We start from the raw sequence: 24577 nt of genomic DNA, 5'->3' as shown, positions 1-24577 counted from the left end.
GGGAGACGAGGACATGAGCGAAAAGGCGTCGGAGCAACTGCCCGACGACTTGGCTGAACTCGCCGGCCCCACAGAGGGCGCTGTCTGTCTCCCGCTACCTCGACGCCGCGCAGCTGATCGCGCACTGGCCAGTGCTGCGCAAGATGCTGGGCCGCGGTGTACGCACCGTGTGGGAGGCTCGCTTCGCACCCTTGCGGCCGGCAGCCGCCGCGTGACACTGCCGAACCTGCCTGACCGTCACCGTCGTCTGCTGGCAGACCAAAGTGCGCGCGCTGGGAGACCGCGGTCTGGCTCGTGACGCAATCGACGTCCATGCCGCCCGTGACTACATACGCAGAGCCGGACGAGTAGTCCCCGCCATCGGACAGTGTCCCGCCCAGGACACCCTCCTCGACGCTGCGCAGAAGGGCGCGTGCATGACCTGCGCCTTCGCCGTGAACGTGGCTCCACCACCCGCGGGGACACCACCGTCCCGGTTGGTCGGATGACGGCCCCCAGGGCGAGTTCCGATCGGCCGCAGCGCGCCGCATCGCTGGGGGAACGCAAAAAAGGCTCCCGCTTCGCCGGGAAGTCGGCGAAACGGGAGCCTTGAGGGTGGGGTCAGGAGGTCGGGGTGCCTTCGAAGATCAGGATCCTGCCCTTGGTGTTGCGGACGCGGAGGGGGACGATCTCCTGGTAGGCCGGGGAGTCGTACCAGCGCTGGGCCGCTTCGGGCGACGGGAACTCTATGACGCCGGTGAAGGCCTTGCTCTCGCCCTCCAGGATCTGCCAGGGGGCGCCGCGGACCAGGTAGCGGCCGCCGTGGGGTTCGATCGTGGAGACCAGCTTGGCGCTGTAGGTGGCCACCATCTCGGGGTCGCCGGTGAGTTCTGCCTCGGCTATGACGTAGGCGGTCATGTGGTGTCCTCGTGGGTCGCGAACGCGTCCGGCCCGCCAGCTGGTGCTGGCGGGCCGGACGCGTCGGGTGTCTGGGGGCTGTGGCCTGGCTAGGAGCGGGTGGCCAGGGGGGTTTCGGTGGGGGTCGCGGGGGACTGCGTCCGGTGGGTGATCGCGGAGAAGGACAGCAGGGCGAAGGCCGCCAGTGCGGCGACCGTGCGTACCGCGTGGGACGTCTGCCACTTGTCCCTCACGTCGGCCCAGTCGGACGGCGGGGACGTGACCGTCCAGTCCTTCTGGTCCGCGTTGATCGGGAGGTTCACCGCGATCGTCAGGATCAGGATCAGGAGGAGCAGGGCCAGGGCTGCCAGGGGGAGCCACAATTCCCGGCCCTTGGCCTTCCAGGCTCCTATCACCAGGATCGCCGTCGCGATGATCGTGGGGATCAGGGTGGCGGAGGCCAGGGTGTCCAGGGAGTCGAGTTCTACCTGGCGGACCTGGGCGTAGACCTTGGCGTCGTAGTCGCGCAGGGAGGTCTCCAGGACCAGTACGCAGACCAGGAAGCCCGTGAAGACGCCGCCGAAGATCAGGCCTATCCAGCGGGCGATCGAGAACAGCGGACCTTGCTTCATTCACAACTCCAGGGCGGCTGCGGGGTGGTGTGGCGCTCAGTCACTCAGTCACTCACTCCGCCAGCCTTCCACAGATGTGGTCGAGTCCTGGTGGAGTCTTCAGGCGGCTTCCGCCTTGGCTCGCGGGGCCTCGCCCGACTGCCAGACCAGGTCGAAGACGAAGCGGTGGATGCGCCAGCCGTGCGGGGTGCGGCGGGCTTCGGCCTCGTAGTGGCCGCCGATGGTGAAGTCGGCGGCCGGCTCGTCGGCCCGGCGTACGTGGACCGCCATCAGGTGGGCGGCCACCCGGGCCTCGTCGCCGTCCAGTTCCACGGTGTGGTTGGCGCTGATGTGGTGGGTGCGGGCGAAGGTGGTGCGGGCCATCTGCTGGAAGCGGACCAGGCCTTCCAGGCCCTTGAACTCGCCGAAGGGGAACGACAGGTGGACGTCCTCGGTGAAGATCTTGTCGAGCCAGGCGTCGCTGCCGCGGTCCTTGTCGAGGTGGTGGACGTAGCGGTCGCAGAGCTGGGTGAGCTCCAGGCGGTCGTTGAGGAGCCGCAGTTGGCGGTGGAGGCTTTCCAAGCCGGCCTCGTCCTGGGTTATAGACATCTTCGAGTCCTTCTCTAGTGAGGCGTGCGGGTCAGGCTGCTCGCTGGAACTGGATGCTGCGCCAGGCTCGGGGCTGGAACGGGGTGGGCTGCTGGCGGTGCCAGCGGGCCGCGGTGGGTGGTCGGCGGCCCTCCGTAGGACTGGGCGGTGCGCTCATCAGGCGCTGGTGCAGGACGGCTATGACCGCGGCCAGCTCTTCGGGGGTCGGGTTGCCTCGCTCGATCTTCAGCTCGAGAGGTGTCATCGGTGGCCTTTCACTGGGGTGGCGTGCCGTGCTTACGGCGGGGCAGGGACGCGTCCTTCGCAGCGAGCATCCTCAGGGCACTGATGAGTGACAAGCGGGTGTCGGCCGGGTCGATGACGTCGTCCACCAAGCCGCGCTCGGCCGCGTAATAGGGGTGGACCAGGTTCCGCTTGTACTCGTCGATCTTCTGGGCGCGCGTCTCCTCCGGGTTGTCGGACGCCGCTATCTCCCGGCGGAAGACGACATTGGCGGCGCCCTCCGCGCCCATCACCGCTATCTCGTTCGTCGGCCAGGCCAGTGCCACGTCGGCGCCGATCGAGCGGGAGTCCATGACGATGTACGCGCCGCCGTACGCCTTGCGCAGCACCACCGAGACGCGGGGGACGGTGGCGTTGCAGTAGGCGTACAGGAGTTTGGCGCCGCGGCGGATGATGCCCTCGTGTTCCTGGTCGACGCCGGGCAGGAAGCCGGGGACGTCGACGAGGGTGACCAGGGGGATGTTGAAGGCGTCGCAGAACTGGACGAAGCGTGCGCCCTTCTCGCTGGCCTTGATGTCCAGGACGCCGGCCATGGAGGCGGGCTGGTTGGCGACGATGCCGACCGTGCGGCCGTCCAGGCGGGCCAGCGCGCACACGATGTTGGGGGCCCAGGCGGCGTGGACCTCCATGTACTCGCCGTCGTCGACCAGTTCCTCGATGACGGTGCGGATGTCGTAGGAGCGGTTGCCGTCCGCCGGGACCGAGTCCAGGAGGGCGGGGCAGCTGCGGTCGGCGGGGTCCTCGGTGTGGGTCTCCGGGGGGAGTTCCCGGTTGTTGGACGGCAGCATCGAGACCAGGTAGCGGACCTCGGCGATGCAGGTCTCCTCGTCGTCGTAGACGAAGTGGGCCACTCCGGAGGTGGCGGCGTGGACGTCCGCGCCGCCCAGGCCGTTCTGGGAGATCTCCTCGCCCGTCACCGCCTTGACGACGTCGGGGCCCGTGATGAACATCTGCGAGATCTCGCGGACCGTGAAGACGAAGTCGGTCAGGGCGGGCGAGTACGCGGCGCCGCCCGCGCACGGGCCGAGCATCACGGAGATCTGCGGGATGACGCCGGACGCCAGGGTGTTGCGGCGGAAGATGCCGCCGTAGCCGGCCAGCGCCGAGACGCCTTCCTGGATGCGGGCGCCCGCGCCGTCGTTCAGGGAGATCAGGGGGGCGCCGGCCGCGATGGCCATGTCCATGATCTTGTGGATCTTGGTGGCGTGGGCCTCGCCCAGGGCGCCGCCGAAGATACGGAAGTCATGGGCGTAGACGAAGACCGTGCGGCCGTCGACCGTGCCCCAGCCGGTGATGACGCCGTCGGTGTAGGGCCGCTTGTCCTCCAGGCCGAAACCGGTGGCCCGGTGCCGGCGCAGGGCCTCGATCTCGGTGAAACTGCCCTTGTCGAGGAGGAGCGCGATGCGTTCGTGGGCTGTCAACTTGCCCTTGGCGTGCTGACGTTCGGTCGCGGCGGGATCGGGGCCCTCGAGGATGCGGTCCTTGATCTCCTTCAGTTCCAGCGTCGCCGCGGTGGACGGTGTGGTGTGCATGGCCATCACTCCCAGTTGGGGCAGACCTGCCGCTCGGCGGCGATCCGTTCGGTGGCGTCGTCGGTGTAGAGGCACTCGGTCGGCAGCCGGCGAGCGAGGATGTCGGGCCCCTCGGCGCCGGCGGGGGCCGCGATGGCGACGGCGGCCACGTGCGCGGGGCAGCTCGGCATGTTCTCGATGCGCCAGCCCCTCGGACGGGCGGGAGCGTCCGGGCCGGTGCGCTCGCCCAGGTAGTCCGAGTTCAGTTCGCGACCCAAACCGGTGCCCAGGCCCTTGAAGTAGGCCTCCTTGCGGGTCCACAACCGGCCGAACGCGAGGGGCTGTTCGGCGTCGGAGAGCGCCCGCAGTTCCCGCTGTTCCGCCGGGTGCAGTTCCGGCAGGCACAGTTCGACCGTCTCCAGCGTCGGCACCCGCTGGACATCCACGCCCAAAGGCGCGTCCGCGATGCTGATCAGGGCGATGCCGTGACTGTGGGAGAGGGAGAAGTGCAGCCCCGTGCCGTGCAGGACGGGGCGGCCGTGCGGGCCTCCGCAGCACGGGCAGGTGTCCCGGCCGAGCGGGAGCTCGGCGGGCGGGATGCCGGTGTAGGCGGACAGCAGGCGGCGCAGCGCGATGTGCGCCATCAGGTAGGTGAGGCGGTCCAGGGGGCGGACGAACGCCGCCGCCCGTTCTCGTTCACGGTCGTCCAGTTCGCTGATGACCATGTGCTCGGGGTGCTCGCCCGCCCATTCGGTGCCGATCACCCACAGATGGATCTGCTGCGGGTCGACACTCAGCCGGGGGACGGTGCGCAGGAGTGGGGCGGCGGAGCGCACTGGGCTCATCGCGCCGTCCCGTAGGCGGGCGCGGCCACCGATACGGCCAGCAGGGCGGCGATCTCGCCGACCGTGTCGTCACGCAGCAGGTCGTGCGTCTTGATCCGGACGTCGAGCTCGTCCTCCAGGCGGCGCTTGAGGCACAGCGCCGTCAGGGAGTCCACGCCGAGGGCGCGCAACGGCCGGTCGGGGCCCACCCGGTGAGCCGGCGGCACGTCGAGGACGTGGGCCAGTTCCCGGCAGAGCCAGGAGACGATCGTCCGGGTGCGGGCGTCGAGGTCCATGGCGCGCAGCGCGGACGGTGCGGGTGGCCGTACGAACAGCGGGGTGCTGGTGTGGTTCATGGACGTGTCGCTTCCGTCGAGGGGGGCGCGGGGCGGTGATGGTGCGTGCGGGTGGGGGGTTGGGCTGTCAGGCGGCCGCGGGCAGCGGCACGGTGGTGCCGGTGACCGCGTGCCCGGCGAGGCACTCCTCGAGGAAGGCGAGGGCGCGCAGGTGGTAGGTGTGGGCGGTCCAGCCGAGGCTGATGTTGTGGCCGGCCTGCGGCAGGCGTTCCACCAGGACGCGGGGGGCGCGCGGCAGCAGTCCGGCCAGTTCGGCCAGCGCGTGCTCGTCGTGGCGCCACCACTTCTCGTACGCGGCGAACGTGAACCGGACGGGCACCCGGACCCGGGCGGCCACCGACGCGAACCGGGCGGGCCAGGACCGTACTTCGGCGCGTTCCCTCTCGGGCATGGGCGCGACGGGACACTGGCGGAAGGTGTCGGGCGGGTACAGGCGCAGGGCGCCCCAGTTGTGTTTCCAGTGACCCTGGCCGTCGGCCGAGGGCAGATCGTGGGCCGGTACGGCCAGACGGTGGCCCAGCCCTGAGATGTCCAGGCCCAGCAGGGGTGCCGGGAGGCCGTCCGCGGCCGAGGTCAGGGCGAGTTTGCCGCCGTAGGAGTGGCCGACGACGAACACGCCGGCGCCCAGGTCGTGCGTGGCCGCGTAGTGGGCGAGGGCCGTGCGGACCGTGGCCGACTGCTCGGCGAGGGTCTGGCCCGTCGGCAGGTCGGGGGTGGAGGCGCCGTAGCCCGGGCGGTCCAGGGCGAGGACCGTGTAGCCCAGGCGGGCGCCGAGAGTGAGCAGTGACTGGCCGGGGTGGGCCCGGCCGTCGAAGTAGCCGGCGGTCATGCCGCCGCCGTGCAGGGCGAGAACGGTGGCCCGGGGCGCGCCGCCGGGCGGGGTGGCGAGCAGGGCCGACAGACGCAGGCCCGCCGCGTCCAGCGTGACGTGGCGGGGCCCGGTGGCGGGCGGGGCGTCAACTACCGTGCACGCCCCGCCCGTTGGTGGGAGGTCCACGCTCACGCCGTGCTCCCCGATGTGCTGTCCTGCGCTTCGCCGAACCAGCGGTGCAGTGCGGTGCGCAGTTCGGCCGGGTCCGCCGTGGTGCCGGTGGCCCAGGCGATGTAGCCGTCGGGGCGGACCAGGAGGGCGGTGGTGGCCGTCAGGACGGGTTCCGTGTCCTGCGGGCGGACCGTCACCGTCGTCACCCGGTCCTGCCACGGGGCCGCCGCCTCCCGCAGGGCCGGGTCGTCGGCGAGGTCGATCAGGACGCCGCGGCCCGGGTGCAGGAGTTCCATCGTGGTGACGGGGCCCTCGGCACCGGTCAGGGTGCGCGGGGGCAGGCGGCGGCCCAGCAGGGGGTGGGTGCCCTCGCCCACGTCGTAGCGGACGTCCAGGCCGGAGACCAGACCGGACAGGTGCCGCTTGACGTCGTCGTACTGGATGAGCTCGCCCATCAGCTCGCGCAGCGGGCTCATCTCCGGGCCGCCGACGAAGAGCATGCCTTGGGCGTGGGTGTTCATCAGCAGACGGGCACCGGCCGCGTGGCGTTCGCTGTGGTAGGTGTCGAGCAGGCCGATGGGCGCGCGGCCGCGGACCTCGGCGGCCAGCTTCCAGCCGAGGTTGGCGGCGTCCTGGACGCCGGTGCTCAACCCCTGCCCGCCCGCCGGGAGATGGACGTGCGCGGCGTCCCCGGCGAGCAGGATGCGGCCGCGCCGGTACTCGGTGACCTGCCGGGTGGCGTCCGTGAACGAGCTGACCCAGTGGGCGGTGCCGGCGCTGATGTCCTCGCCGGTGATGTCCTGCCAGGCGTCGGCGACCTCCGTGAAGCTCACCGACCGCTCCCGTTCACGGCCGGGCTCGACGTCGGGGACGACGATGATGCGGTCCACACCGTCACCGAGCGGGGCCGCCATCACCATGCCGCCCGGCAGGCGCTCGCCGAGGAAGCGCGGGCGCAGGTCGCAGCCGGCGACGTCGGCGAGGTACATGGTGCGGGTGGCGTCCGTGCCGGGGAAGGAGAACCCGGCCGCCCGCCGCACGGGGCTGCTGCCGCCGCCGCAGCCCACCAGGTAGGCGGCGGTGAGGCGTTGGACGCCCTGCGGGGTGGCGACGGTGATCTCGACGTGGTCGCCCTTCTCGTCGAGCTCGAGGAACTCCCAGCCGCGCCGGATGTCCGCGTCCAGCGAGATCGCCCACCGCTCCAGAACGTCCTCGGTGTGCGACTGCGGCACACCGCGCGCACCGAAGTGCGCGTCCTGAAGGACGGTGTAGTCGAACTGCACGCCCCCGAAGTGACCCATGGGGGCCTTCTCCAGGTCCCCGAACCACGGCAGCAGGCCGCGCTGTTCGAAAACCTCCATGGCGCGTGCGGTGAAGCCGAGCCCGCGGGACTGGCCGGTGGGCTGCTCCAGGCGTTCCACCACGACGACGTGGGCGCCGCCCAGGCGCAGTTCCCCGGCGAGCATCAGACCGGTCGGGCCGGCCCCGACGATGATGACGTCGGCGTCCATGGTCTCTCCTCTCCCCTACTCGTGAGTGGTGGTCAGCCGAACAGTCCGGCGATGTGCTCCGGCGCCTTCGTGCGGCCCCATTCCAGGGCCTGGCCGAGCAGTTCCGGCGTCGCCTCGAAGCACTTGTTGGCCGGGTCGCCGAGCGCGAACGGCTCCGGCAGGAACTTCGACTCCCGCAACTGCTCGAAGAGCAGCTCGGCGGCCTCCCCCGGCTCCAGCCCCCCGGCCTCGACGGCCTGGCAGGTGCTGCGGGTCAAGGTGAGCAGGGAGCTGATGTCCTCGCCGACCGGCGCGGGCAGACCGGGCGTGGTGGTCTGCTCCAGGTCCTTCAGGATCTGCTCGTCGCGGTTCTCCATGAAGCGGCGGTAGGCCCGCTCGACGGTCATCGTCGGCATGATGCTCGTCGACTCCCACACCCGGGTGACCGCGTTCCACAGGTCGTAGTGCTGGAAGCCCACGAACGAGCTGTAGACGAGGTCGTCGTGGACGTCGTACAGGCCCTGCTGGAGCCGGTCGATGTACTCGAAGCGCTCGGTGGACCAGTCGCCGTCCCGGGACGCCTCGATCAGGCGCCACGCCAGGGAGTTGACGACCTCCAGGGTGTTGGTCAGGCCACGCGAGTACAGCGCGTCGATGAAGCCGGCGGCGTGCGCGGTCAGGCAGTGGCGCTCGCCGACCGTGCTGGAGGAGGAGTACTGGAGGCGGCCCGTGGCGACCCAGGGGCGCACCGCGCGGGCGTCGGTGAACTGCTCGGCGATCTGCGGGAAGCGCGCCAGGAACGCGTCGAACTCCTGCTGCGGGGAGAGGTCCTGGGACTTGGGGAACTTCCGCTCGTCGAAGGTGAGACCCACGCTGCACAGCGGGCTGATCGCGCCGTCGTGGTTGTCGAAGGGGATGACCCACAGCCAGCCGCCGTCGAAGACGTGGTGCAGGGTGCCGTGGTGCCAGGGGCTGGGCTGCTGGTGTCCGGCGGCGGACGGGGCGTCGTCGTAGGGGGTGACGCCGACCATGTGGGTGAACAGGGTGCGGGAGTGGTGGCGGGCGCGGGTGGGCTCCTCGCGCAGACCGAACGCGTCGGCGACCGGGGAACGGAAACCGCTGCCGTCGACCAGGTACTCGGCCCGGTACTCCACGCCGCGGTCCGAGCGCAGCACCGCGCCGTCGGGGCCCGTCTCGATGTCGGTGATACGGGTGCCGAGCAGCGGGGTGGCGCCGTAGCGGACGGCCAGGTGGAACAGGTAGGCGTCGGTGTCCTGGCGGAACAGGTGGCTCTCGGTGCGCTGCCACTCCGGGACGACCAGCTGGTTGATCTCGTCGGGGTTCTGGTCCTGGCCCTCGCGGTGGTAGACGAAGCCGAAGTTCTGCTTGCGGCCGCTCATCGGGGAGACGTGGTCCTGGATGCCGCGGAAGCTCGCCATGTGCACGATCTCGGGGACCTCGTAGCGTTCGCCGACGATACGGGTCATCGCGGAGGTGTACGGGATCGTGGACTCGCCGACGGCGAAGCGGGGGTGGGTGCCGGCGTCGATGAGGAGCACCTTCACACCGTTGCGGGCGAGGACCGCGCCGAGCATGCCGCCGGCCATGCCCGCGCCGAGGATGGCCACGTCGTAGCGCTCGTGCGCGTGGTCTTTCGTGTTCATGGGGTCACCCTTCGGGGAGTCGTTGGCGGCTGCCGGTTCCGAGGTGGAGAGTGCTGCTTTGGACTCGGGCGCGAGTACGGGACCCGGCGTCGATGTCGTGCCCTCTGGCGGGCGTTCCGTCGTGGGCGGGCCGAACCAGTGGGTCAGGGCCTCCGGCAGGGGGGTGTCGCTCGGGGACGTCCAGGCGATGTGGCCGTCGGGGCGGAGCAGGACGGCGTCCGTGCCGGGCAGGTCGGCCGTGGCGGTGAGTGTGGTGACGTAGTCCGACCAGGGGGCCGCCTGCTCGTGGAACGGGGCGGCCTCCGGGGTCAGGAGGAGCAGCAGCGGACGGGCCGGGTGCAGCAACTCCGTTGTCGTGTACTGGCGGTCGCCCGTCGTCAGGGTGGTGCGCGGCAGGCGTACGCCCTGGTCTCCGTAGCTGATGTCCAGGCCCGCGATCATCGACGCCAGGTGGGTGCGGACCTTCTCGGAGGGCAGGAGTTCCGCGAACAGGGCCCTGGTGGAGTTGGATTCCGGGCCGCCCAGGAGCAGTTGGGACTGGACCTTGATGTTGGCGAGGACTCTGCGGCCCACCTCGTGGCGTTCGGCGTGGTAGGTGTCGAGCACGTCAGCCGGGGCCCTGCCGGTGGCCACCGCGGCCAGTTTCCAGCCGAGGTTCACCGCGTCCTGGAGTCCCAGGTTGAGGGCCTGGCCGCCGATCGGCATCTGGCGGTGGGCGGCGTCGCCGGCGAACAGGACGCGGTCGTGCCGGTAGGCGGACAGTTGGCGGTTCGCGTCGCCGAAGGAGTTCACCCACAGCGGCGTGCCCGAGGTGATGTCCTCCCCCGTGACCCGCTGCCAGACCTCGCACACCTCCGCGAAGTCAGGTTCCCTGGTGCGGGGTTGGGCCTCGCGGCCGAACTCGTGCACCATCACGCGGGTGACGCCGTCGCCGCGCCGGGCGGCCACCGCCATGCCGCGTTCCAGACGCTGGAAACGCCGGTTCGGTACGTCGATGCCGGCAACGTCGGCGCGCAGCAGCTCGCGGTGCGCGTCCTCGCCGGGGAAGTCGGCGCCCAGCAGTCGGCGTACGGTCGAGTTCTCGCCGTCGCAGCCCACCAGGTACGCCGCCCGGATCCGTACCGGCCCGCCGGGACCGGCGGCCACCGCCTCCACGCCCTCGCCGGTGGTGCGCAGGGCGCGCAGGGTGTGGCATCGCTTGATACGCGCGCCCAGGCCGGCCGCCCAGTCCTGCAGCAGGCGTTCGGTCTCGGTCTGCGGGACCTTCCACTGCCCGGGGTGGGTGCTGGGCAGGGTCAGGTCCAGGGGGGTGCCGCCGAAGTGCCCGCGCACCTCGCACGGCGGGGTGCCGAAGGCCTGAAGCAGGCCCCGGCTGTCGAGAATCTCCATGGTGCGGGCGTGCAGGGTCGAGGCCCGCGACTCGGTCGTCGGCGCCTCGCGGGTCTCCAGTACGACGACGTCGGCGCCGCCGAGGCGGAGTTCACCGGCGAGCATCAGCCCGACCGGTCCCCCGCCCACGACGACGACGTCGGCCTCCAGCCGCTGGTACGCCATGGTCAGCGCTGGTTCTCGGCGTGGTCCTTGGCGTAACCCAGGGTGGCGCGGCTGTTGGTGCTCAGCGCCCCGTGGACGTACGCGCGGGCGTCCGCGACCGTGGCGTCCTCGCCGAGGATCCTCGCGATGTTCGCGGTGTTGAGGACCACGGTGTGCTGGGAGGAGGCGGTGGTGGTGCCGTCGGCGGCCTCGGTGAACGTCCAGTAGCCGGTGTGCAGGGTCATCAGCGCGGGCAGCGTGACCTGCTTGTAGGCGATCTTGTGGTGCGGGAACGTCACCCGGTACGACTTGGTGGTGTGCGTGGAGCCGTCCTTGGCGCGGGTGTCCATCTCCAGGCTCTGCAGACCGGGGGACGGCTCCTCGAACCGGACGGTGGCCACGTGCGGCAGCCGCTCGGGCCACAGACCGGCCTCGTTGACGAAGTCGTAGGCGTCCTTGGCGGAGCCGGCGATCGTCACGGAGTCCTCGAAGGAGAACGTGACGTCCTCGGTGGCGTGGGCGAGTTCGACGTTGGTCTTCAGTGCCGCGAGCTCCGAGCGGGAGTTGCGGTCGACGGCCTCGTCGATCCAGGCCAGGCCCTTGGGGTCGTCGTCGATGGCCCGGTAGTCGTGCAGCAGCCGCACCCGGGAGGTGGACTCGGTGAGCGGCTCGATGATCCAGGTGCCGCCCATCGCGGCGACCGGCGGGGTGGAGACCTCCTGGCGGAAGGTGATGACCAGGGCCTCGGCGTCCAGGGTGCGGCGCGAGGTCCAGTTCTTCGGCTCGCCGTTGGCGGTGGCCCAGATACGGATCCGCTCGCTGTCACCGTCGGCTTCGACACGGTCGACGAAGATGGTGGGCGGGAAGATCCGCGGCCAGTTCTCCACCTCGGCGATCAGGCGGTAGACGGCCGTCGCGGGGGCGTCGACGTCGACGGTGTGCTCGACCTCGCGGAGCGTCATGGCTGAACTCCCTTCAGGGGCAGGGGTGTTGGGCCTGTCCGGCGGATCAGGCTGAAGGAGACGGGCGGTACCTCGGTGATGCGGGTGAGCGGGGCGCTCCGGGGGCGGGTGTGCGGGGCCCCGCGTGCGTCTGTGGCGTGATCCGCCGGGCAGGCCCTCAGAAGTTGCCGAGGCCGCCGCAGACGTTGAGCGCCTGTGCGGTGATGGAGGCCGCGGTGTCGGAGGCGAGGTAGCCGACCAGGCCGGCGACCTCTTCGGGGGTCGAGTAGCGGCCGAGCGGGATCTTCGCCTGGAACTTGGTGAGGATGGCGTCCTCGGTGGTGTCGTAGGCGGCCGCGTAGCCCTGGCGCACGCGCTGCGCCATCGGGGTCTCCACATAGCCGGGGCAGACCGCGTTGACGGTGATGCCGGTCGGCGCGAGCTCGTTGCCGAGGGCCTTGGTGAAGCCGACGACGCCGTGCTTGGAGGCGGAGTAGGGGGCGCCGAGGATCACGCCCTGCTTGCCGGCGGTGGAGGCGATGTTGATGATCCGGCCGCGGTCCTTGTGGCGCATGCCGCCGGCGTTGAGGACCGCGCGGGTCATGCGGAAGACGCTGTTGAGGTTGGTGTCGATGACGTCGTCCCACAGCTCGTCGTCGATGTCGGCGGTGACGCCGCCGCCGCTGCGGCCCGCGTTGTTGACGAGCACGTCGACGGTGCCGAACCGCTCGACGGCGGCGGTGACGAACGCGGTGACGCTGTCGGAGTCGCGGACGTCGACGGCGGCTCCGTCGACGTCGAGGCCTTCCTCGCGCAGCTGCTTTACGGTGCTGGTGACGTTCTCGGCGGTACGGGCGCCGATGAAGACGCGGTGGCCGCCGGCGGCCAGGATCCGGGCGGCCGCGAGGCCGATTCCGCTGGTGGCGCCGGTGACGAGAGCGACGCGCTGGTCCTGCTGCATGGTGGCTTCTCCCTGGGTCCGGTCGGGTCAGGCGGCGGTGGCGGCCGGCGACAGCAGTTCGTTGACGGCGGCGATGAGGGTGCGGGGGGTGCGGTTGTCGGTGAAGACGTCGTCGTCGAGGGCGATGCCGTACTCGCGCTCGATGCGGCCGCCGGTCTCCAGCAGGGCCAGCGACTCGTAGCCGAGCGCCTCGAAGTCGAGGTCGAGGATGTCGCCGTCCAGGTCGATGCCGTCGTCGGCGCCGGCGCCCTCCAGGAGGATGCGCTTGAGGTCGGCGAGGGCGAACGCGGAGGTGCTCATGGGTGGGGGTTCCCTTCGGGGATTGACGGTGGTGGGTGGGGTGGGCATGGCGATGCCCCTGCCGGTGGGGCTTGGCAGGGGCATCAGGTTGAACAGGAGAGAGCGCCTAGAAGCTCGGGGGGTTGTGTCGGCTTGCGGCTGCGGGTTCGTTGTGGCTGGTCGCGCAGTTCCCCGCGCCCCTATGGGGCGCGGTGGTTTCTGTCGGCTTGCGGCTGCGGGTTCGATGGGGCTGGTCGCGCAGTTCCCCGCGCCGCTAAGGGGCTGCGCCCCTAAGGGGGCGCCAGCCCTCCGCGGGCATGGGAACGCCCCTGCCGGGGCGGGGGATGTCGCCGGCAGGGGCGTGCTCCAGGGGCCCGTCAGGGGGCCTTGGGGGTCAGAGGCCCCACAGGTGGCGCTTCTTGTAGCTCGACTCCCAGAACAGCTTGTTGAGGACCTTCACCGGCGCGGGCATGGTGTCCAGGAACGCCTTGCGGTCGGTGTCGTTCTGCTCGTCGGTGATCCAGGGGAAGTAGACGGCCGCGCCCTTGGGGCCCTGCTTGCGGGCCATCGCGCCGCGGAAGGCGTCCCAGTCCTTGGTGGTGCAGGCGTCCTGGATGAGCGGGAGCGCCTCGCTCTCCTCGTGCTTCATGTGGTCGCCGAGGACCCGGATGAGTTCGGCGACGCGGTCGGCGAGGTCGGGGGTGTTGCGGGCCAGGCCGTCGTCGACGGCGGCGAGCACCGGGTCCAGCTGGGCGTGCTCGGCCTCCATCTCGTCGAGCAGCTTCTGGTCGGCGGGCCGGCCGGCGACGGCGGCCGCGACGCGCGGCCACAGGTCGGAGTCCTCGACGGTGTGGTGCACATGCAGCTGGTGCTTGAAGTTCGCCCAGCCGTCGCGCACCTCCGGGGACTGGGAGCGGCCCGCGGCGACCGCCGCGGCGAGCCGCCTCATGTCGCGCCGGAACGCGTCGTGCGTGGCGTACATGACGGCGAAGTTGATCGGGGCCTGCTGTGCGACTGCCATGGTGTGCGTGCCTTTCTTGAGTGACCGGTCGCGGCCGGTCGGCGGTTGGGGTAACTCGCTGTCGCGAGTGGGGAGTTCGGCCCCCTCCGGCCGAGCTCCCCACGCCCCGCGGCCCGGGATGCCCTCGTGAATGAGAGGGATCGGTCATGGCCGGATGTGACATGAACCGCCACCTTTGTGATCTGAATCACATTCGTGGGGGTGATGTCACATTTCCCGGACCAAAGCCGTCTCGGGTGTGAGCTCGTCCCAGGGAGGTGCACCATGTCCGACAGCCAGCCAGGCGACCGCACGGCCGGTTCCGTCGAAGCCTCGACGGAGGTCTTCGTCGGCTACCGCGAGTTGCTGTTCTCGATCGTCTACAACCTGCTCGGAACCGTCGCCGACACCGACGACGTGCTCCAGGAGACCTGGTTGTCGTGGTCGGCGAAGAAGAGCCGCTCCCCGCACGAGGAGATCGACAACCCGCGGGCCTACCTCGTCAGGATCGCGGTCAACCACGCGCTCGCCCGCAAGGCCGCCATCAAGCGACGCCGTGAGACGTACGTGGGTCCCTGGCTGCCGGAACCGCTGGTGACCCGGGGCGCCGCCGAGGAGGAGCCGGTCGCCGAGCCCGCGCACCGGGCCCTGCAGAGCGAGTCGGTGTCGATGGCGCTGATGGTGGTCCTGGAGACGCTGTCCCCGCTGGAGCGGGCGGTGTTCGTGCTGCACGACGTGTTCGGCTACGCGCACGCCGAGATCGCGGGCATCCTCGACCGCAACCCCTCCTCGGTGCGTCAGCTCGCCCACCGGGCCCGCGCCCACGTACAGGCGCGGCGCCCCCGCTACCAGGCCGATCCGCACGTCCAGCAGCAGGTCACCGAGCGGTTCATCGACGCCGCTCTCGGCGGCGACCTCGGTCTGCTGATGGAGATGCTGGCACCGGACGTGACCATGTGGACCGACGGCGGCGGCAAGGTCCGCACCGCGGGCCTGCGTCCGGTCATCGGCCGGGAGAAGGTCTGCCGGCTGCTCGCGGGCTACGCGGGGCGCACCCCCAAGGACATCGACATCCACTACCGGCATGTCAACGGCGACCCGTCGGCGGTGGTGTTCTCCGAGGACTCCCCGTACGCGGTGCTGGTCATGGACCTCACCCCCGACAGCGACCAGGTGCGCGGCATCTACGCCGTGGTCAACCCGGACAAGCTGGCCCGGGTGCGGTCCGACGAGCCCGCCGAGACCACCGAGACGGAGGTCTGAGCCGTGGGTGTCAGTGCGCGCCGCGGCCGGCGGCCGCTTCGGCGACGTCGGCACGCGGTGCGGCGGCCGCCTCGGCGACGTCCGGAGTGCCGACTGCGTTCCCCACCAGGGGCGCCCGGTCGTCGTCGCGCAGCAGCCGGTTGAGGACGGGCGCCGCGATCCCGGTGGTGACCAGGGCCATGAGCACCATCGCGGAGAACAGCTGCACGGTCAGCAGCCCGAGGCTCAACCCCACGTTCAGCAGCACCAGTTCGGTCAGACCGCGGGTGTTCATCAGCACCCCGAGCACGGTGGCGTCCCTCCACTCCATGCCCGTCAGCCGGGCGGACAGGGCGACGCCACCGAGCTTGCCGAGGCAGGCCACCACGATGATGGCCACCGTCTGCAGGACACCGCCCGCGCTGAGCGTGGTGAGGTCCACGGACAGGCCGGTGACGACGAAGAACACCGGAAGCAGCAGCTTGCCGACGGTCTCCAGGGGCGGCATCGCCACCCGGTGCAGCAGGCTGTCGTGACGCCGGGGCATCACCAGACCGAACATGAACGCCCCGAAGATGGCGTGGATGCCGATGTGGGAGGTGACGAACGCCGAGGTGAACACGCCGGAGGCGACGAGCACCGGCACGTACTGCGTGTGCGTGACGCGCAGCCGGTCGCTGATCGTGGCGAGGACGGGGCGTACCAGCCACAGCATGACGACCAGGTAGACCGCCGACCAGGCCATCACCGTCAGGAATCCGGCGGTGCCGGTGGCGGTGGTCAGGGCGACCACGACGGCCAGCATGCACCAGGCGAGCACGTCGTCGGCGGCCGCGAGGCCGAGGGCCAGGGTGCCGGCGCGGGTCTTCTGCAGACCCTGCTCGGCGATGATCCGGGCCAGTACCGGGAAGGCGGTGATGGACATCGCGACGCCGAGGTAGAGCGCGAACTCGGTGAACGGCACGGTCTTTCCGTTGACCACGTCGTGCGAGCCGTAGATCAGCCAGGCGAGCCCGACGCCGAGCGCCATGGGCAGTGCCAGCGAGCTGATCCAGATGGTGCCGGTGGAGCGGAAGCGGCCTTTGAGGGCGCCGCCGTTGAACTCCCAGCCGATGATGAACATGAACAGGAGCAGGCCCACCTGGGAGACGACGCCCAGATGGGGGCGTATCTCGGCGGGGAAGAGCCGGTCGGGCAGGTCGCCGGGGAACAGTCCGAGCAGGCTCGGTCCCAGGCAGATGCCGACGGTGATCTCACCGATGACGGCGGGCTGTTTGATACGGCGGCACAGCGCGGTGACAGCGGCCGCCAGGGCGAGGATCAGGGCGATGCCGCCGATCGCCGTGACGGTGATCCACTCGGAGTGGGGCACAGCGGTCTCCTGTCAGGGGGCGGCGGTCATGGCCGGACCGGCGCGGTCGTGGACGTGGACGTGGCCGCGGCGGCATCGGCGGGGCGCAGTTCGATGAAGTCGAAGGCCTTGAAGCGGCGCAGCAGGGGCCGTAGCGGCGCCGGTACGACGGACTGCTGCGGGTCGGTGAACACCTGCGGCCGGTCCAGGCGGATCAGCCTGCCCCGGGTGTGCAGTTCGCAGCCGCCGCCGGCGATGGTGTTGCGCACCCAGTCGGACTGGGGGCCGTACGGCAGCGACATGACGTAGTTCCCGTCGCGCTTGAACACCTTGACCGGGGTGCGGTAGACGCGCCCGGACTTGCGTCCCACGTGCAGGACGGCGCCGAACCCGGGCATCCGGGTCAGGACGGGGCCGACGAAGCGGTTGGCGAAGGTGCGGTTGAAGCGGGCCAGTCGCCGTTGGATGGCGGACATCCGGAACTCCTTAAGCGTGCGGGGTCAGACGTCGAACATGGGGTGGGTACCGCGCTGTTCGGCCTCCAGGGAGCCCATGGAGCCGCGGAAGAAGATCAGTGGTTCCGACTCGCCGCTGGACACGCCCAGTTCGGCGACCTTACCGATGAAGATCGTGTGGTCGCCGCCCTCGACGGCGTTGACCAGGCGGCACGACAGGAACGCCATGGCGCCGCTGAGCACGGGCACTCCGGCGGTGGAGTAGTGATGGTCGACGCCGTCCAGGTTCGCGGTGTGCCTGCCGGCGAACGCCCAGGCCAGCGGTTCTTGGCGGCCGGCGAGGAAGTTCACCGTGTAGGCGCCGGACTCCTCCACCACCGCGCGCAGGCGGGACGCCTTGTGGAGGCAGAACAGCACCAGCGGCGGGTCGAGGGAGACCGAGGTGAAGGAGTTGACGGTGGTGCCGGCGGCCTGCGAACCGCTGCCGCTGGTGATCACGGTCACGCCGGTCACGAACATGCCGCACACATTGCGCAGCACCTTGCCGTCGATGGGACCGTCGGCCCGTTGTTGCAGGATGCCTGGCTGTGTCGTGGTCATGGGCGCCCCCTGGGGGAAGAAGGCCCCGGCGAGGGGCTCAGCGGATGCTCTGGGCGTACTTGAACAGGCCGTACGGGTCGTAGAGGGCCTTGGTCGCGGCGAGCCGCGGGTAGTTCTCGGCGTAGTAGGACCGCTTCCAGTCCTTCAGGGCCGGGTCGATGAAGTTCTGGTAGGTCTCGCCGCTGGAGTGGGAGTCGATCGCGGCGAACCCGCGGTCCACCCACGCCCGGGCGGCCGCCCGGCCCTCGTCGGTCGGTGAACTGGGGATGGTGGACAGGTAGTTGGTGGTGTAGAGGCTGTCGCGGTGCACGTACGCGGTCGCCGTGCGGGCGAGGTCGGCGGCGGCTCCGCCCACCGGGAGGACCTGGAGCTGGTGGATCTGGCCGGCCTGGCGGTCCGCGTCGAACACGGCGAGGGCCGCCGCCCACCCGTTGCGGGCCATCGGGGTCTTGAACATGCGGCTGCGTTCGAGGCCGAACGCGGGCCGGGTCAGCTGCCCTTCGGGGTGCAGGTCGGCGGCCCGGTGGCACTGCTCGGTGGTCCTGGTGGCGCAGCCGTAGACGCCCATCATCAGCGAGCGGTGCGGCATGACGGCGTCCACCCGGGAGGCGGGCGGCCCGGTCAGGGCGAGCAACCGGCCCACCTCGTCGGCGAGTTGGGGGGCCGTGCCGGTGGAGACCAGCCGGATCGCGGGCACCGGGGTGGCGCCGGGCGCTGCGTCGGGGAGCGTGATCACGCACGCGCCGCCGATGGCGCGGGGGGCGTCCACCAGCCAGCGGGCGTATCCGTCGAGCATGTCGAGCGCCTTGTCGTAGGCGAAGACGAGCGTCGCGGTGGCCACGTCGGTGACGGCGGCGGCCTTGGCGGTGTACGAGGTGACGACGCCGAAGTTGCCGCCGCCACCGCCGCGTATCGCCCAGAACAGATCGCTGTGCCGGTTCGGTGCGGCGGTCACGATCCGGCCGTCGGCCAGGACGACGGTCGCGGAGGTCAGGGCGTCGCAGGCCACGCCGAGCGGGCGGGTCAGAAAGCCGAGGCCGCCGCCCTGGACGAAGCCGCCGGCCGCGACGGTGGGGCCGGCGCCGCCGACCACGGCGAGCCCCGCGGGGGCGAGCGCGTTCAGCATGTCGACGTTCTGGGCGCCGGGCCCGAACGTCGCCGTGGTGCCGGTGAGGCTGATGGAGTTCAGCCGGGACACGTCGACGACCAGGCCGGTGGTGGTGGAGTAGCCGCCCAGGCTGTGGCCGCCGCTGCGGATGGCGACGGGCAGGGCGTTGTCCTGCACGAACGTCAGGCACAGGGCGACGTCGGCCGCGCTCGCGCAGTACGCGACGGCCTGCGGGTCGATGGTGTCGAACTGCTGGAGTTCGAGCTGTTTGGCGGTGGCGTAGGAGGCTTCGCCGGGCAGCACGAGGGTGCCCGAAAGGCGGCCGCGCAGCTGCTCCCAGGGAGCGGCCGCGCGGGCTGGGGAGGGGTGGAGGGCGGCGAGCGCGAGGGCTCCGCCGGAGGCTCCGAGGAGTGTTCTTCGACTGATCATGTCCGGTCCCAATACAAGCGCCCCCGGCCCAAAGGGGCCGGGGGCGCGGACGGTGGTGCGGTCAGTGCGCGGCGGTGGCGTCCTTCTCGGGCGCGGTCTCCGGCTGCGCGGGCGGCGCGCCGTGGCCCATGCCCGAGGGGGTCGGCCCGCCCTTGAGGGCGAGGCACAGGGCCGCGCCGGCGAACATCGTCAGGGCGGGCACCAGCATGGTGGGCTGGAGCGCGTCGACGAAGCCCTGGTGGAAGACCTTGCCGGCCAGTTCCTGGATGGTGTTGGCGACGTCCTGCGGTACGTCGGCCGGCAGCGAGGCACTCTGCTGGGTGCCGACCTCGACGTGCTGGGCGCCGTCGGCGAACCCGGACACGAAGTCGGCCCGGTAGTCCTGGGGCAGCGACTGGGCGGCGGTGGCGGCCTCCTCGCGCAGCGCGGAGACCAGCTTGGCCTGGAGCACCGCGCCGATGACGGCGCCGGCGAGCACGGAGCCGACCTGGCGCAGCGCGTTGTTGACGCCGGAGGCGGCGCCGGTCAGGTGCGGCGGCACGTTGCGCATCACCTCGGAGCCCATCGGGGCGAAGGTGCAGCCGGCGCCGAGACCGGCGACGAAGAGCGGGCCGACGAACGCGGTCCAGGAGCTGTCGGTGTCGGCGACCATGAAGATCCAGGTGATGCCGATGCCGAACATCGACAGGCCCGCCGTCAGGATGTACTTGCCGCCGAACTTCTCCGACAGGATGCCGGCCGGACCGGCGGTGAACATCGAGCCGAGCGCGAGGGGCACCAGGACCAGGCCGGTCTTGATCGCGCTGAAGCCCAGCACGGACTGCAGGTAGATGGTGGTCGGCAGCAGGATGCCGAGGACACCGAAGGACACCGCGATGCCGACGAGGTTGACGACGGAGAAGTTGCGGTCCTTGAACAGGGAGAACGGCAGCAGCGGCTCGTTGTCCTGCTGGCCGCGCTCGTACATCAGGAACGCGCCGATCAGGACGGCGGAGGAGGCGAGCAGCGCCCAGATGAAGCCGTTCCACTCGTAGCGCTCACCCTCGATGAGGCCGAAGGCCAGGCAGAACAGCGCACCCGAGGCGATGATCACGCCCATCAGGTCGAAGCGGTGCTTGACCACCCGCACGTTCTTGGGGATGAGCTTGAGGCCGAGCACCAGCACCAGCAGGCCGACGGGGATGTTGACGAAGAACACCCACCGCCAGTCCAGGTGGGTGACCAGCAGACCGCCGAGCGTCGGGCCGATCGCTCCGGAGACACCCGCGACCGCGCCCCACACGCCGTAGGCGGCGCCGCGCTTCTCCGGCGGGAACACGTCGGTGATGATCGACAGGGTCTGCGGGATCAGCATCGCGGCGCCCACGCCCTGGAGCGCGCGGAACGCGATCAGCTGGGTGGGGTCCTGGGCCAGACCGCAGGCGAGGGAGGCGAGAGTGAACACGGTGACGCCGGACAGGAAGAGGTTGCCCTTGCCCCGGATGTCACCCAGCCGCCCCGCGGTGATGATCAGCGTGGCGAGGACCAGGGTGTAGGCGTTGACGACCCACAGGATCTTGTCGAGCGAGGCACCGAGGTCGTCGGTCATGTCCGGGATGGCGATGTTCACGATCGTCAGGTCGACCAGGGTCATCACGAACCCCAGGCACAGGACGCTCAGAACCGCCCACGGGTTGGTCTGCCGTTCTTGAGTCATGTTCCTCTCCTTGTCGCGGCGTCTAAGGCGCTCACGTTGTGTGGCGGTGCACCCAAGAGGGCGGTTCCGGTCCGGGTGTGACATGCACGAGCGGCGGTGAGACGCACGTCACATTCAGGCCGTGGGGGTGAGGCGTTCCCGCAGGAAGGCGACGACCCGGGTGCGGGCGGCGAGGGCCTGGTGGCCCGGTGTCTCGCGCACCTCGACGGTCAGCACGGAGTGGGCGCTCTTGGCGAAACCGCCCGCGTTGCCGGGAGCGGAGTCGAGTTCGATGACCTCGAAGGCGTCCCCGAGCCGGGCACGGAGCGTGCCGAACCGCTCGGCCGGGGAGATGCCGTCCTTGCCGAAACGCAGACCGAGCACACACAGTCCCTCGCCGCGCGTGCGGGCGACGACGGCGTCGAGCTCGTCGGCGGCGAGCCCGGCGTCGGCCTTGCGGGTGCGGCTCGTCGGGAACGGCACCGAGGGCTGGCTGACGACGGGCGCGAGGACGGCGGGATCGACGGCGGCGGCCAGCGCGAACCCGCCGGTGAAGCACATGCCGATGACCCCGACGCCGGGGCCCGGGGTGCGCGCGGCCAGGTCACGGGCGAGCGCCCGCAGATAGTCCGCGACGGGGCGGCGGGCGTTCGTGGCGAAGGCCCGGAACTCGGCCGACACGCACAGCCGGGCCACCACACCCAGGGTGTAGGGCGGGGAGTCCGCCCGGCCGGGGGTGCCGAACAGGGAGGGGACCGTGACGGTGAACCCCTCCTCGACCAGGTGCTCGGCCAGGCCCAGCACCTCGGGGGTGATGCCGGGGATCTCCGGGACGAGGATCACCCCGGGCCCGGCCCCCTTCTCGTACACGTCGTGGGTGACGGATCCGGCAGTGAAGGAGCGCCGGCTCCATCCGGTGAGGTCCGAGGTCGGTGCGGTGCCGTTCGTCACGGCGAACTCCTAGTGAGGCGGGCTCAGTTGGCGGGCGAACCCTGCCGGGCCCGCAGCAGCACGTCAACTGCCGGCGAAGGGGCCCGCCCTGGCCGCCGTAGGACCGGAGCCGTACGGCGGTCAGGACGCGGCCGGCCGGTCAGGCGACGCAGATGCCCTCGACGGCGATCTTCTCGTAGACGTGCGGGTAGGCCGTGATGCCGTCGGGGTACTTGGCCGCCGACTGCTGGAACTCCGGCTTGCTGAAGGCCGCGAACAGGGCCTCGGTGGACTCCCACACGGCGACGTTCACCAGCAGGCGGCTGCCGGCGATGCCCTTGTGCAGCTGGGTCTGGATGCAGCCTGGGCTGCCCTTCATGTACGCGGCGTCCTCCTGCCAGATCTTGAGGAACTCGTCGTACAACTCGGCCGGCACGTCGAAGACGTTGACCAGGGTGATCGGCCCGCTCTTCTCCTGGAACTGCTTGATGAGGGGGGTGGCCGGGTCCAGCGCCTCGATCTTCATCTGTTTCCTTTCCTGGTGGCGGGGGTGCTCAGAGCTCTTGCGGGTCGAGGTCGTCGGGGGTGATCTCCAGGACCGGGATGGGGCGGGCGGCGCGCTTCTGGAACTCGGCGATGAACGGGAAGACCTCGCAGAACTCGCGCCACCGGCGGTCGCGTTCGTCGCCGGCGAGGATCCGCACGGTGGCCGGGAACTGCTCGGGGCCGATGTCCACGGTCACCTGCGGGGTGGCGCGCACGTTGTGGAACCAGGCGGGGTGGCTGGCCTGCGGGCCGCCGGGCACGTCGAAGTGGCCGGGGGCGGCGCACACGATGTAGCGGCCGTTGTCGTAGACGTAGCCGACCGGCAGGGTGCGCGCCAGGCCCGTCTTGCGGCCGGTGGTGGTCAGCAGCATCGCGTCGAGGCGCCCGAAGTGCCCCATGATCTTTCCGCGGGACTTGCGGTACAGGAACAGATGCAGGTGCAGGAAGGACTTGTTGACCTTCTTGACGTACTTGTTCGGCGGCTTGGAGTACAGGTAGACGTTGAACCGGGTGAACGCCTGCACCAGCGGGTTGGTGTTCTCCATCTGGGGGCGGGTGGAGGACCAGGAGGACAGCGCCGCCTCGTCCTCGGGTCGTGCGGTGGTCTGGGACATGGCCGTCCTTCCTCAGAGAGCCTTCTTGCCCTGGAGAGCCGAGCGCAGGCCGCTCTTCACCAGGGAGCGGGCGATGTCGCGCATCTCGCCCTCGGGGGCCTTGCGCAGCGACCAGTTCATGAACTTCGCGACCATCGCCGTGGTCGGGTACACGAACCGCGTGGAGTCGTCGTCCTTCCAGCCGAACACCGGGTTCAGGCCCTCGCACTCACGCAGCGCCGCGAAGATCGTGTCCGCCGCGGTGTCCCCGTCCAGCTCGCCGATCTCGTACTTCTCGCAGACCTCGGCGGTCAGTTCGAGGATCTTCTTGAACTCGTCGTGCGGCCACCACAGGCCCGGGTACGGGGTGTTCTCCAGCTCCTTCAAGTGCTGTTCGTCGCCGGTGAGTTCGTACTGGGCGCGGGCCCGGTGCAGCCGCATCACGCCCGGCGTGAGGAACCCGCCCCACACCCGGAACACCGCGTTCCACAGCCGGAAGTGGGAGAAGGAGATGTAGGAGGCGTTGACGAGGTCGTCGTTGTACTGGAGCAGACCGCGCTCCAGCTGCTCGACGTACTCGAACCGCTCCACCGACCAGTCGTCGTCCTTGACCGACTCCAGGATGCGGGTGCACAGCGAGTACACCACCTCGAAGGTGTTGGACAGGCCGCGCGAGTACAGCGGGTCCAGGAAGCCGGCCGCGTGCGACATCAGGCACCAGCGCGGGCCGATGGACCGGCTGGAGGAGTACTGGAGGCGGTCCGTGGAGATCCACTCGCGGACCCGCTTGGCGCCCACGAACTGCCGCTTGACCGCCGGGTACTTGTCGAGGAAGCCCTGCCACTCCTGCTCGGGCGTGAGGTCGGTGGGCTTGGGGTAGGTGCGCTCGTCCATGGTGATGCCGACCGAGCACATCGGGTTCTTGGAGCCCTTGACGTTGTCGAACGGGATGATCCAGAACCAGCCGCGCTCGATGAGGTGGTGCAGGGTGCCGCCGTGCCACTGGGCGGGCGGCCGCTTGCTGACCGGGTGGTGCGAGACGTCGTCGAACGGCTTGACGCCGATGTAGTGCGTGAACATCGAGCGGGCGTGGTGCTTGAAGCGGGCGGGCTGCTCGCGCAGGGCGAACTTCTCCGCCAGCGGGGAGCGGAAGCCGCTCGCGTCGATCAGGTACTTGGCCCGGAACACCTCGCCGTTGCGGCCTGTGATGGTGACGCCGTCGTCGTCGAAGTCGAGGTCGGTGGCGAACCAGTTCTGCCGGGTGACGCAGCCGTACTTGGCGGCGACGTTGAAGTAGTACTGGTCGCTGTCCTGGCGGAACAGATGGCTGGCGTCGGTGAGGACCTTGGGGATGACGAACATCGTCGCCTGCTCCGGGTCCGGTTCCCGGCCCGCCTCGTGCTTGATGAACCCGAAGCTCTGCTTCTTGCCGTGGTGCGGGCCGATGTTGTCGGCGACCGCCTTGGCGCTGAGCAGATGGCCGAGCTCGGGGACGTCGAAGCGCGACTTGAGAATGTGCAGCCACTCGATGAGCTGCGGCGTCATCGACTCGCCGACCGCGAACCGCGGATGCTGCCCGGCGTCGACGAGGACCACCTTGGTGCCCTGGCGGGCCAGGATCGCCCCGGCGACCGAGCCGGCCAGGCCCGATCCCAGGATGAAGACATCGCAGTGCTGGACGTTGTCGGACCTCTTGGCCTGGCCCTTGGCCATCACCTTGCTGGCCATA

General features: G+C 70.6%; 24 protein-coding genes. 1 reads left to right on the top strand and 23 read right to left on the bottom strand.

Annotated elements, in window-relative coordinates; all coding sequences use genetic code 11:
• Positions 1 to 600 precede the first annotated feature (600 nt).
• The 14 genes from ACIOHP_RS38070 to ACIOHP_RS38005 form a co-directional block, all read right to left on the bottom strand.
• Complete coding sequence (locus tag ACIOHP_RS38070; protein WP_361554653.1) at positions 601 to 897, bottom strand: DUF1330 domain-containing protein; 297 nt, start codon at positions 895 to 897, stop codon at positions 601 to 603.
• Positions 898 to 986: 89 nt separating this feature from the next.
• A complete protein-coding gene (locus tag ACIOHP_RS38065; RefSeq protein ID WP_361554656.1) occupies positions 987 to 1508 on the bottom strand; it encodes an anthrone oxygenase family protein in 522 nt (173 codons plus the stop codon).
• A 99-nt stretch (positions 1509 to 1607) separates the two neighbouring features.
• Positions 1608 to 2096, bottom strand: a complete 489-nt coding sequence (locus ACIOHP_RS38060) for a nuclear transport factor 2 family protein (RefSeq protein ID WP_401894605.1) — start codon at positions 2094 to 2096, stop codon at positions 1608 to 1610.
• 31 nt (positions 2097 to 2127) lie between these two features.
• Positions 2128 to 2340 (bottom strand): acyl-CoA carboxylase subunit epsilon, encoded by a 213-nt coding sequence (locus tag ACIOHP_RS38055; RefSeq protein ID WP_361554662.1) that lies wholly within the window; start codon positions 2338 to 2340, stop codon positions 2128 to 2130.
• A gap of 10 nt (positions 2341 to 2350) precedes the next feature.
• A complete protein-coding gene (locus tag ACIOHP_RS38050; RefSeq protein ID WP_401894602.1) occupies positions 2351 to 3910 on the bottom strand; it encodes an acyl-CoA carboxylase subunit beta in 1560 nt (519 codons plus the stop codon).
• Positions 3911 to 3915: 5 nt separating this feature from the next.
• Positions 3916 to 4734, bottom strand: a complete 819-nt coding sequence (locus tag ACIOHP_RS38045; protein ID WP_401894599.1) for a 4'-phosphopantetheinyl transferase family protein — start codon at positions 4732 to 4734, stop codon at positions 3916 to 3918.
• Positions 4731 to 5069 (bottom strand): acyl carrier protein, encoded by a 339-nt coding sequence (locus ACIOHP_RS38040; RefSeq protein ID WP_361494649.1) that lies wholly within the window; start codon positions 5067 to 5069, stop codon positions 4731 to 4733. The genes ACIOHP_RS38045 and ACIOHP_RS38040 overlap by 4 nt, the downstream gene beginning before the upstream one ends.
• A 67-nt stretch (positions 5070 to 5136) precedes the next feature.
• The gene (locus ACIOHP_RS38035) at positions 5137 to 6066 is read right to left on the bottom strand and encodes an alpha/beta hydrolase (protein WP_401894767.1); all 930 of its coding nucleotides are present in this window, start codon (positions 6064 to 6066) and stop codon (positions 5137 to 5139) included.
• A 2-nt stretch (positions 6067 to 6068) separates the two neighbouring features.
• Complete coding sequence (locus ACIOHP_RS38030) at positions 6069 to 7562, bottom strand: FAD-dependent monooxygenase (RefSeq protein WP_361554671.1); 1494 nt, start codon at positions 7560 to 7562, stop codon at positions 6069 to 6071.
• Positions 7563 to 7594: 32 nt separating this feature from the next.
• Entirely contained in the window at positions 7595 to 10759 is a 3165-nt protein-coding gene (locus ACIOHP_RS38025; RefSeq protein ID WP_401894595.1) for an FAD-dependent monooxygenase, read from the bottom strand.
• 2 nt (positions 10760 to 10761) lie between these two features.
• Positions 10762 to 11700, bottom strand: a complete 939-nt coding sequence (locus ACIOHP_RS38020) for an aromatase/cyclase (protein WP_401894592.1) — start codon at positions 11698 to 11700, stop codon at positions 10762 to 10764.
• Positions 11701 to 11857: 157 nt separating this feature from the next.
• Positions 11858 to 12640 carry a 3-oxoacyl-ACP reductase FabG gene (fabG, locus tag ACIOHP_RS38015; protein ID WP_401894589.1) on the bottom strand — a complete coding sequence of 261 codons (783 nt, stop codon included), beginning with the start codon at positions 12638 to 12640 and terminating at the stop codon, positions 11858 to 11860.
• 27 nt (positions 12641 to 12667) lie between these two features.
• On the bottom strand, positions 12668 to 12940 hold the full coding sequence (locus tag ACIOHP_RS38010; protein WP_361554683.1) for an acyl carrier protein: 273 nt from the start codon (positions 12938 to 12940) through the stop codon (positions 12668 to 12670).
• A gap of 373 nt (positions 12941 to 13313) precedes the next feature.
• Positions 13314 to 13940, bottom strand: a complete 627-nt coding sequence (locus ACIOHP_RS38005) for a hemerythrin domain-containing protein (RefSeq protein ID WP_361554686.1) — start codon at positions 13938 to 13940, stop codon at positions 13314 to 13316.
• Positions 13941 to 14204: 264 nt separating this feature from the next.
• On the opposite strand from ACIOHP_RS38005, the gene sigJ reads away from it, so the two are divergent.
• A complete protein-coding gene (gene sigJ / locus ACIOHP_RS38000) occupies positions 14205 to 15182 on the top strand; it encodes an RNA polymerase sigma factor SigJ (protein ID WP_361554689.1) in 978 nt (325 codons plus the stop codon).
• A gap of 10 nt (positions 15183 to 15192) precedes the next feature.
• Here the strand turns inward: sigJ and ACIOHP_RS37995 are convergent, their stop codons facing one another.
• The 9 genes from ACIOHP_RS37995 to ACIOHP_RS37955 form a co-directional block, all read right to left on the bottom strand.
• The gene (locus tag ACIOHP_RS37995; RefSeq protein ID WP_401894586.1) at positions 15193 to 16533 is read right to left on the bottom strand and encodes a cation:proton antiporter; all 1341 of its coding nucleotides are present in this window, start codon (positions 16531 to 16533) and stop codon (positions 15193 to 15195) included.
• 26 nt (positions 16534 to 16559) lie between these two features.
• A complete protein-coding gene (locus tag ACIOHP_RS37990) occupies positions 16560 to 16988 on the bottom strand; it encodes a nitroreductase/quinone reductase family protein (protein ID WP_401894585.1) in 429 nt (142 codons plus the stop codon).
• A gap of 24 nt (positions 16989 to 17012) precedes the next feature.
• The gene (locus tag ACIOHP_RS37985) at positions 17013 to 17567 is read right to left on the bottom strand and encodes a flavin reductase family protein (RefSeq protein WP_307038135.1); all 555 of its coding nucleotides are present in this window, start codon (positions 17565 to 17567) and stop codon (positions 17013 to 17015) included.
• Between the two features lie 37 nt (positions 17568 to 17604).
• Positions 17605 to 19104 (bottom strand): FAD-binding oxidoreductase, encoded by a 1500-nt coding sequence (locus tag ACIOHP_RS37980; protein ID WP_401894581.1) that lies wholly within the window; start codon positions 19102 to 19104, stop codon positions 17605 to 17607.
• 61 nt (positions 19105 to 19165) lie between these two features.
• Entirely contained in the window at positions 19166 to 20800 is a 1635-nt protein-coding gene (locus ACIOHP_RS37975) for an MFS transporter (protein WP_401894579.1), read from the bottom strand.
• Positions 20801 to 20914: 114 nt separating this feature from the next.
• On the bottom strand, positions 20915 to 21730 hold the full coding sequence (locus tag ACIOHP_RS37970; protein WP_401894577.1) for a dienelactone hydrolase family protein: 816 nt from the start codon (positions 21728 to 21730) through the stop codon (positions 20915 to 20917).
• Positions 21731 to 21869: 139 nt separating this feature from the next.
• On the bottom strand, positions 21870 to 22235 hold the full coding sequence (locus ACIOHP_RS37965; RefSeq protein WP_361494686.1) for an antibiotic biosynthesis monooxygenase family protein: 366 nt from the start codon (positions 22233 to 22235) through the stop codon (positions 21870 to 21872).
• A gap of 28 nt (positions 22236 to 22263) precedes the next feature.
• Positions 22264 to 22869, bottom strand: coding sequence for a nitroreductase/quinone reductase family protein (locus ACIOHP_RS37960; protein ID WP_401894574.1), 606 nt, complete (start codon positions 22867 to 22869; stop codon positions 22264 to 22266).
• Positions 22870 to 22881: 12 nt separating this feature from the next.
• Complete coding sequence (locus tag ACIOHP_RS37955) at positions 22882 to 24576, bottom strand: NAD(P)/FAD-dependent oxidoreductase (RefSeq protein ID WP_401894572.1); 1695 nt, start codon at positions 24574 to 24576, stop codon at positions 22882 to 22884.
• Between the last annotated feature and the right edge of the window lies 1 nt (position 24577).

The organism is Streptomyces sp. NPDC087859, assembly GCF_044742595.1.
GTDB lineage: Bacteria > Actinomycetota > Actinomycetes > Streptomycetales > Streptomycetaceae > Streptomyces > Streptomyces canus_F.
This window is presented reverse-complemented; position numbering and strand designations above follow the sequence as displayed.